We start from the raw sequence: 9,629 nt of genomic DNA on the forward strand, positions 1-9,629 counted from the left end.
GAGCGGACATCCGGCCTCGAAAAAGACACCGCTTGTGATGGTAAGGTGCCTCTCCTCAAAATCATGGAAACGAGGTCGAGATGACCGACACCTCTCCTGCGAATGCTCCGTCTGCTTCCTCGATCCCCGCCGACGATCCTGGTCGCTGTCTGACGGTAGCCGATCCTGACGGCGCCGGCGTGCCGCATATCTCGGTGGCGGGCGGCACTTACACGATCCTGGTGTCGGGCGCGCAGACCGCGGGACGCTATTGCCTGGTCGATATGCTGGTGCCCGCCGGCGGTGGCCCCCCGCCGCATCGCCATGACTTCGAGGAAATGTTCTCGCTGCTCGAAGGCGAACTCGAGTTCACTTTTCGCGGAAAGTCGCACACCGTACGCGCGGGATCGACCGTCAACGTTCCGGCGAACGCCCCGCACGCGTTTAAGAACCTGTCCGGCAAGACGGCTCGCATGCTCTGCATGTGTACGCCGGCAGGACAGGATGAATTCTTTCTGGCGGTCGGTTTCCCCGTCGAAGGCCGCACATCGCCGCCGCCGAAGCCGACCCCGGAAGAGATGGCCGAGAAGGGAAAACTGATCGCGGCCCTGCTGCCGAAATATCGCACCGAGATCGTCAAGATGTGAGGCACATCCGCCTGACTGACAGCCAAGAATGGAGGCGGCCGCCGCAGAGTCGAGGCGGCCGTTCCTTTTCGCCGGTGATCGCTTGTGGCCCATCGCGATGGCTGGCACACGGCGGCGACGTGTCCGAAGCGAAAGGTAGAGCGGAAGTCGTCCCACTCGGCGGCCGACCGCCGCCTTTGACCCGAAGAAGAACGACGTCCGGAATCCCCTTGGTTGAAAATGTGCTATCATGCCTCTTGGGATAGCGTTTGCTGTCCCGGAAATCTAGGAGGACATGGCAGTGAAAGTCTCGGCACTTTTGTCCATGGGTATTGTTGTCGCGATCTTGTCGGTGGCGCCGGCGAATGCCCGCGATACTCAAAAGATCCAGAAACCACAGATAGCGCCGGTATGGAATCCAGGTGAGCCTTGGCCTCCCAAGTGGGCCACTTTCGAAGCTTGCCAGGCAGCCGGAAAGAAGTGGGCTTGGGATCTAAATGCCACTTCTCAATGGTGCAGCGCTCAATCGTACGACAGAGTGAGCGGCACCGTTCGCTGATGGCGAAGTTGGCGCGACAGAACAAGTTGAGGCCGCTCCAACTGGCGGCCTCTTTCATGTCAGCGCTAAGCCTGCGATGTCGCCTGTTGGCCATGAGCCAGCTCGCTAAAGCGAGCTGATCATGTCCGCTCCCAAACCGTGAGGAGGGGCAACGATGCCTTCGACCGCAGCATCATGTGCATGCATGACGGCAAGCTGCTGGGCGGCAATTCGGCCTTCGCGGATCTCGGAGGCTATGTCGAGCGCGACGGCGAGATCATCGCCGAAGTCATCACCGAACGCCACCGGCACCGCCGACAGCGGCGCGAAACAAAGGCCACCGCGAACACCAGAACAGGATAATGCGTCAGGTTTTCCATGGCACCGTCCACTCGACCAGAACGCCAAATCCCGGATAACCCTTCTGCGACACAAATCACATAACGCTTGTTGCTCACCCCGTCACCAATTCGCAGACGGCAACTGAGTCAATGCTGCTGACGCGGTTGGCCCGAAGGCGAAGCTGGCGATAGCGTCCGGCAAGTCGGTGGTTGAGGCCAGACCGGACGTGGCGGAGACGCGACCAATTCGACTCGAATGATCCGAGTCGGACATCCTTTGATCTAGATCAACCCTGAAGTGTGTCGTTCCGGTTTCCCTACGCCTCAGCCTCGGTCAAAGGACCCAGTACCGGAAAATGCATATCGAGCGAAACAGCGTCGCAAATAAACAGAGTCACAAATGAAGCAACGCAGGCCGCTGATGTAGGGGCCCGGAGATCGTGATGCACCTGGCTGACACGAAATCGTCGTCGGACGACGGACAATCGTTCGAGCATCCAGCAGGTGAGGGGATGCTGTATGTGCCGGGCGGCACGTTCCGCATGGGTTCGGATCGGCACTATCCGGAGGAAGCGCCGGTCCACCGCGTCGCCGTGGATGCCTTCTGGATGGATTGCCATTCCGTCACGAACCGGCAGTTCAAGGCGTTCGTCGGGGCTACCGGCCACGTCACCGTTGCCGAGATCACGCCCGATCCAAAGGACTATCCCGGAATGCTCCCGCACATGGTCTATGCGGGCTCTCTGGTGTTCTCGCCGCCTGACCATCCGGTCAGCCTGCGGGACTTCAGCCAGTGGTGGACCTTCGCCAAAGGTGCGGACTGGCGGCATCCCTACGGACCGGGGAGCAAAATCCAGGGGCTCGACGATCATCCCGTCGTGCATGTGGCCTTCAGCGATGCGCTCGCCTACGCAAGATGGGCCGGCAAGGATTTGCCGACCGAGGCCGAATGGGAATTTGCGGCGCGCGGCGGACTGGACGGCGCCGAGTTCGCATGGGGAGATGAATTTACGCCTGACGGCCGTCATATGGCCAACACCTGGCAGGGCGAATTTCCGCGCCAAAACACCAGAGACGACGGATTCGAACGGACATCGCCGGTCACGGCATTCCCGCCGAACGGGTACGGGCTGCACGATCTGATCGGCAATGTCTGGGAGTGGACGTCGGACTGGTACTCGCCTCGGCATCAAGCCGACGCTGCAAAGGCCTGCTGCATTCCCGAGAACCCGCGCGGCGGCCGCGAGGCTGATAGCTACGACCCGAGAACCACCAACGTCAAGATCCCACGCAAGGTCATCAAAGGCGGCTCGCATTTGTGCGCGCCGAATTACTGCCGACGCTACCGGCCGGCTGCGCGGCATGCGGAGCCGGTCGATACCTCCACAAGTCATCTTGGATTTCGGTGCATCAGGCGAGGAGCCTCTGACGCATCTTAATGGGAGAGCGATGCCATGTTGAATTGCGTATTTGATGACAAGCTTTTGGTCGCAACGCCACGCAAGAAGCAAAGCTGGCTCAAGCGGTCCAGCGCAGCGCTGCTGGGTGCGACGATGATGATACCGTCGTCGGGATTGATCAGCACTCCTGTGGCTGCCCAGCCGGCGCAAAAGCCCAATATCCTCTTCATCATGGGCGACGATATCGGCATCATGCAGCCCAGCATCTACCATCGCGGTTTGATGGTCGGAGAGACACCGAACATCGACCGCATCGGAAACGAGGGCGCGCTCTTCATGACCTATTATGCGGAGCAGAGCTGCACCGCCGGCCGCAACGCGTTTTTCACCGGCATGCACCCGCTGCGCACCGGCATGATTCCTCCGCAATTGCCCGGCAGCCCGTCGTGGCTGCGGCCCGGTACGCCCGCCGTTGCCAAGTTCTTGCTCGACCTCGGTTACAACACTGGCGAGTTCGGCAAGAATCATCTTGGTGACAATCCCGAGGCGCTACCAACCGCCCATGGTTTCCAGGAGTTCTGGGGGTACCTGTATCACCTCGACGCGATGCAGGGGGTGAGTTTCCCGGACATCAACAAGAGCCCGACCGTGCAAGGCATTGCGCCGCCGTGCAAGGCAACCCCGGTCCCGGGCCTTACCGAGGTCCCCGGCGCCGTGGATCCTCGAACAACGACGTGCCTGACGCCGCCGCGGCCGGTGCTTGCGTGCAAGTCGTCGGACGGCTCACAAGCAAACCAGACCTGCAAGGACGAAGGTCCCTTGACGCTCGACCGTTCACGAAGCGTGGACGAAGAAATCTCAGCCAAGGTCATCGACTATCTTGATCGCAACGATCCCAAGAAGACCAACAAGCCGTTCTTCGTCTGGTACAACCCGGCGCGCATGCACATCACGACCGTGCTGCCGCCGAAATACGAGGCGATGATTGGCGAGCCGGGTGGCAAGGACTGGGGCCTCAACGAGGCCGGCATGAAGCAGATGGACGACAATATCGGCTATGTCCTCAAGAAACTCGAAGACATGGGCCAGCTTGACAATACCATCATCGTCTTCACGACAGACAACGGCGCCGAGAACATCACTTTTCCTGACGGCGGCACCACCCTTTTCAAGGGCGGCAAGCTGACCACCTGGGAAGGCGGCATGCGTGCCCCGATGGTCGTTCGCTGGCCGGGCCACATCAAGCCGGGCACGGTCAAGAGCGAGATGATGTCGGCACTCGACTGGCTGCCGACGTTGGTCGACATCGCCGGCGGGCCGAAGGGCGACGCTTTGAAGAAGCAGATCGAGGCTGGAAGCTACCCCGGCATCGTCAAGACAACGCTCGACGGCGTCGATCAGCGCGCCTATCTCGAAGGCACGGATAAATCCGCGCGCGAGGTCTTCTTCTACTACACCGGCGCGCAGCCATCGGCGGTACGCTACAAGAACTGGAAGATGTACTACACGATGGTGCCGGACACCGGGACCGGCGGGTTGTTCGGAGCGCAGAGCTTCCATTGGACGCAGGTCGCCAACATCAAGCGTGACCCATTCGAGCAGACGGTCGGCTCCGATGCCAAATCGTTGCTGGGCTATGCCGGTTCGATCGGCTCGCCGAGCACCGCCTACCTGTATGACTGGAATATCCTGCCCCTCGGCCAACTTCTCTGGGAAAAGGAGCTATTCTCTTACAAGGACTTCCCTCCGATGCAGGCGCCGGAAACTTACAACCTCGATGGTATCCTTGCTGAAATGAAGAAGTCCGGCCATCAGAGCGAGTGAACGAGGCGGGATAGTATGCCTTGATGATGTCTAAGCGGGCGGTCTTGAAAAAAGCCGCCCGTTGCAAGCACAATTGTGTCAGCGTCGGGTGCCGTCCCTTCAACTCCGATGATCCCCAAGGCTGCTGACGCCCCAAGGCTACTACTCCAATTTTTCTACCCTTTGCTACCCCAAGACTATCGGACGATCCAATCCGTCAACGCGACGCTGACAAGCCGATGATGCACTTGCTCTGCCGCGTTCGAGAGAACCGCAATAAGGATTGCCGTCATGTACAGACCGCTTGGGTCAATACTGCTGGCTACCGCAGCTCTAATTTTCAGCCCGTTGGTGCAGGCGCAACAGGCAACAGCACCGCGGGTTGCAGCCGAAACGCCGCGGTCGATGCTGGCAGCGCAGATTCGCTTGCAAGGTTTCACCTGTGACAAACCGCTCGGTGCCTCAAGGGATGCAAAACGCTCGCGTCCGGATCGGGCCGTCTGGATCCTGAAGTGCAGCAACGCAACATATCGGGTCACCCGCTCTCCCGACATGGCGGCGAAGGTCGAACCGCTGCTGTAAGCGACGCACTTCATCTGCCCCTGGTGGCCATGCGAGATAAGCAATCGATGTCAGCTTCTGGGCTCCTGGCCGAAGGCCGGTTGAACATGTGTCATATCGGCTGTCAGAGGCAAGCCGGACGCCGATCCAGGTTGGCGTCTTACCGCCGCAATGCGGACCTTGGCGCGGATTTCGGATAGCTTCGAGATTAGGCTTTCTCTAGAATGGTTACGCAGCATCTTCCGGAGTTTCGCATGCAAAACTCGGTCAAGCACTTCGCCTCGGCGGTGGTGCTGCTTGCGTTGATGGGTTCGGCGACAGCCTTTGCGCAGCAAAACAATAAGCCCAACATTGTTTTCATTCTCGCCGATAATGTCGGTTACGGCGACCTTGGGTGCTATGGCGGCGGCGAGTTGCGTGGGGCATCGACGCCGCATCTCGATGCAATGGCTCGAGACGGATTGCGCCTCACACAGTTCCTGGTGGAACCGGCGTGTACCCCCTCCCGTGCAGCGCTGATGACTGGGCAATATTCGATCCGAAATGGTCTGTCGCTGATCGCTATTGAGGGTAGCCCCTATACGCTTCCCGCTAATGCCTTCACCATGGGCGAGATGTTCAAGAGCGTTGGTTATGCGACTGCGATCTTCGGGAAATGGCACCTTGGAAGTGCGCCTCAAAGTCTGCCGACCGCGCACGGCTTTGATGAGTTCTACGGTATCCCGCCGGACATTAGCTGGGATGCAGCAACATACCCGGCTACAATCGCGCTCACGCACTCAATCAATGAGCCGTACGAGACACTGCTGAAGACTGGGCCGCAGATCGTTGAGGCGAAGGCCGGAGGCCCGCTACAGGCGGTCAAGCCATTTACCGAGGACGTCCGCGCCAACATCGACGATGAGTTCGTGGACAGATCAATCGATTTTATGAGGCGCCAGAGAGCATCGGGACAGCCCTTTTTTCTCTATCTTCCTTTTTCAATGGGGCACTTTCCAAACTTGCCTTCTCAACAGTTCAAAGGAAAATCACGGATCGGCAACTACGGCGACAAGTTGATGGAGGGAGACTATCACGTCGGACAAATCCTAGATACGCTGAAGCAACTCGGCATTGACGACAACACAATCGTTGTCTTTGCCTCGGACAATGGCCCCAGGGCCAGACCGCGCGAGAACACGGCAACCAGGGAACGCCTGATATGGGTAATTCAGGTCCGTTTCGCGGAGAGTTAGGCGAAGTCACTGAAGGAGCAATACGGACGGCGGGGATCATCCGGTGGCCCGGCAAAGTCAAGGCAAACACAACCACATACGCCATGTTCTCGATCATGGATTTCCTGCCGACCTTTGCCCACATCGTCGGTGCCAAGATGCCAACAGACCGCCAGATCGACGGGATCAATCAAGCCGATCTCCTGTTGGGCAACACGGCGACAGCGCCTCGCGAAAGCCTCTTGAGCTTTATCGGTGGAGATCTCGTCGCCGCGCGCTGGAAACAGTGGCGTATCTACTTCACGGACGTCCATCCGACCGGCATCGGACCACAGCGGCAGCCCGGCATGTTCTCCGCGAGTGCGCCGATGGCCGGCTACCCGAAGATTTACAACATTGAAATGGATCCGCACGAGGACCTCATCGTCGCGGCAATGTTTGGCTGGGTATCGGGTCCTGCGCTCAAAACTGTCGAAGAGTATTTAGCGACCCTCAAGAAACATCCAAATCCACCACCGCCGAACATCACGCAATTTCGTAGCGGCGGTTAAACTGGCTCGGCGGTTTGTCCGCTTCTGACCGTTGCGGACATTCTTGAGCAATATTGGGTGCCGCCAACATAACGCCGTGGGGCTTTTCCGCCGCCCTGATCCGATGTCGCTGTTCTATAGGGGGAGTAGGTTCCGCCACAGGAGACCGATATGAAACGATCAATCGCGCTGTCGGCATTGCTAATAATTGGGTTCGCTGGAAGCCCTGGAAGGGCGAGTGACGTAGTCTGTTGCCAATACGCGGGCTATCCGGTTGCTTGCATCGCACGGCCCGGATTCGGGGGCGCCCCAATTCACGACACTCGCCGAATTCCACCCGCAATTGATGATCGCCCAAGCGGCCTTGTAAGGCAGGACTTGTTCGATCGAAATAACCCAAACAACCTACGATCGGATTGGCCCAGTCCACCTGCTCAACCGGGCGCGCTCTGAAAGTAGCACTGAGCTGATCATGGCCTGCGAGCAGTAGGATCAGACCCCGGTGTGGAGTGCTTCGGACTTTAGGGATTCAACGCTGCATCCGCTCGTGGCCCATTGCTTCAGTTTGCGCGGCGCAGCAGACGTCAGGAGGCGGAATTAGACCGGAAGTCATTGCCCGAGGGGTAACTCTCGCAATTGATCCATAACGCAGTGGTTACGCCATTCGCCCGGCGGTGGCGCCAGCAACCTGACATTGTACCTTGGTACAATGACCTGAGGGATATCCAATGAATATGGTCGCTCGTCGAACGACCAGCGGGCGAGAGAGGTTTATTCAAAGAATTGATACGGAAAAAGAATTGATGCGGAAGGGGAACTGGCCATGTTTGTGCGTATCCCAACGGATCGACGACCTCAGCCCAATACGCTCGATGAATTCGGTTTGACGAGTGCATTCAACCGAATTATCGGCCTCGGTGAGTTTACATACCGAAAAGGCACTGAAATCTTCGGCGAAAAAGAGCCCGCTGTGTATGTCTATCAAGTCAAGCATGGTGCGGTGCGAAGTTACAAGTTGCTCTCGGACGGTCGGCGTCAAATCGGCGCCTTTCACTTAGTGGGCGATATCTTCGGGCTTGAAAACGGCGATGAGCATCGATTTACCGCAGAGGCGGTCGTCGAAACCGTCGTGCGCCTGATTAAGCGAGAAAGCCTTCAATTGGTAGCCGCAAAAGACGCGGTCGTCTCGCACAACCTACTCAGCATGATCACCCGCAACCTGGAGCACGCAGAAAACCATATGCTGCTTCTGGGCCGCAAGACCGCGGTAGAAAGGGTCGCCGCCTTCTTACTTGAGATGGATTTCCGCACGGGAGCAGACAAGATGTCGCTCCCCATGACTCGTCTCGACATTGCGGACTATCTCGGCTTGACGCTCGAAACGGTTTCTCGCGCGCTATCTAGCTTGCGTAAAGCGGGCGTCCTTACGTTCCTAGACCACGATCAGCGAGAGATCATGTTAAACGACAGGCGGCGGCTTGCCGATTTCGATCCGCAAGGACCGGCACAACCCTGATACCAAAATGCGACGGGCCGTGCTGGCGACGATGAGAGATACACAGTCCCTCCACACCGATGACCGCGACTATTTACTGAGAGGAGCTAAAGCGATGAGCCCATTGATTTAGCTCAATGGATTGCCGCGATCCAGGTTCAAGGCTCTGTGATGAACAAGCCGTCCGGATCCGATAAGCCCGAGCCCAAACCAACGCGCTTGGAGGAGGCGCGCCGGATCGTTGAGGAGTACGCGAATGACCTTCGCGAAATCATCCGGAAGCTGCGTGAGAAGATGAATTGAAGCCGATTGGATTTGCTCAAAGTTGAGTTCTTCGCATTTTGACCCAAGGCAGTCCCAATCTTGGCGGTGCGAGTTTTGCCGAAGTAGCACAGGCTCGCAAAGGCCGACCGACTACTACGAGACGTGGCATTGGGCCACGGTTCAAGCGCAAGGAGGAAGCCATGATAAATCTGAAAGTTCTTGGCGCGGTCGTTGTTGCGGCATCCGCCCTGTCCAGCTCTGCTGCACTGGCGCAGGCGGCCCTCTCCAATCCGGACGAATGCCAAGCTGAATTCGCCAGCTGCACGGGTTTAGGAACCGGGAGTACTCCCACCGGAGGTTATCGATATCGGCAATCAACTCGGCGAACGGCGTATCGCCAGCCGGCGGCGGCCGACGCTACCGTCGGCAGCTGGGGCAATTCCTACGCCATGTCCGGCGAGATGGGCTGGCACGGCAACTGGAATGCGTATGCTGCCCGCAACGGCATCGTCTGTAAGCCCGGCACCTATTTCAAGGGTGCTGACGGTCTGCGGCATCTCTGCCAATAGGTCATCCGCTCTAAGGCTGAATCAGACGGCCCCACAGGGCCGTCTGATTCATGCCTGAGGGTGGCACTCGTCCTGAGTGGGCGACAGCGTGGAGCCAGGCAGGCGTCAGTCTGCGGGAGCTGATGACTGCTTCTGGCCCATCGCCGCCGTCCGAGGGGCGGCTCGTCATGTCGGTTCTCAAGGCGGACCGGAAGTTTTGCACCCGAGCGCTCGACCGAAGCTTTTGACCCCAATGTATGGTCCGGCCGCGCGTTGCAAGAGGTTTCGTCAACCTGGCAGATGCGGTCTTGCATCAATGTATCCGGCCTC

General features: G+C 58.7%; 9 protein-coding genes. All 9 read left to right on the forward strand.

Annotated features, from left to right (window positions below; genetic code table 11):
* Window positions 1–80 precede the first annotated feature (80 nt).
* The 9 genes from AC0L3A_RS02240 (at window position 81) to AC0L3A_RS02280 (ending at window position 9,320) form a co-directional block, all read left to right on the forward strand.
* Window positions 81–626, forward strand: coding sequence for a cupin domain-containing protein (locus tag AC0L3A_RS02240; RefSeq protein ID WP_219685721.1), 546 nt, complete (start codon window positions 81–83; stop codon window positions 624–626).
* Window positions 627–1,344: 718 nt separating this feature from the next.
* A complete protein-coding gene (locus AC0L3A_RS02245; protein WP_198288334.1) occupies window positions 1,345–1,506 on the forward strand; it encodes a hypothetical protein in 162 nt (53 codons plus the stop codon).
* 421 nt (window positions 1,507–1,927) lie between these two features.
* Window positions 1,928–2,923, forward strand: a complete 996-nt coding sequence (locus tag AC0L3A_RS02250) for a formylglycine-generating enzyme family protein (protein ID WP_473253532.1) — start codon at window positions 1,928–1,930, stop codon at window positions 2,921–2,923.
* A 114-nt stretch (window positions 2,924–3,037) separates the two neighbouring features.
* Entirely contained in the window at window positions 3,038–4,708 is a 1,671-nt protein-coding gene (locus AC0L3A_RS02255; RefSeq protein WP_473253540.1) for an arylsulfatase, read from the forward strand.
* 270 nt (window positions 4,709–4,978) lie between these two features.
* Window positions 4,979–5,269: a hypothetical protein gene (locus AC0L3A_RS02260; protein ID WP_007591816.1), complete on the forward strand. Its 291-nt coding sequence runs from the start codon at window positions 4,979–4,981 to the stop codon at window positions 5,267–5,269.
* A 233-nt stretch (window positions 5,270–5,502) separates the two neighbouring features.
* Window positions 5,503–6,483, forward strand: a complete 981-nt coding sequence (locus AC0L3A_RS02265; protein ID WP_473253533.1) for a sulfatase-like hydrolase/transferase — start codon at window positions 5,503–5,505, stop codon at window positions 6,481–6,483.
* 83 nt (window positions 6,484–6,566) lie between these two features.
* Window positions 6,567–7,013, forward strand: a complete 447-nt coding sequence (locus AC0L3A_RS02270) for a hypothetical protein (protein WP_473253534.1) — start codon at window positions 6,567–6,569, stop codon at window positions 7,011–7,013.
* 802 nt (window positions 7,014–7,815) lie between these two features.
* Window positions 7,816–8,508 (forward strand): helix-turn-helix domain-containing protein, encoded by a 693-nt coding sequence (locus AC0L3A_RS02275; RefSeq protein WP_354163370.1) that lies wholly within the window; start codon window positions 7,816–7,818, stop codon window positions 8,506–8,508.
* 443 nt (window positions 8,509–8,951) lie between these two features.
* The gene (locus tag AC0L3A_RS02280) at window positions 8,952–9,320 is read left to right on the forward strand and encodes a hypothetical protein (protein WP_007591810.1); all 369 of its coding nucleotides are present in this window, start codon (window positions 8,952–8,954) and stop codon (window positions 9,318–9,320) included.
* Window positions 9,321–9,629 lie beyond the last annotated feature (309 nt).

This window comes from Bradyrhizobium sp. MI1.3, assembly GCF_055811695.1.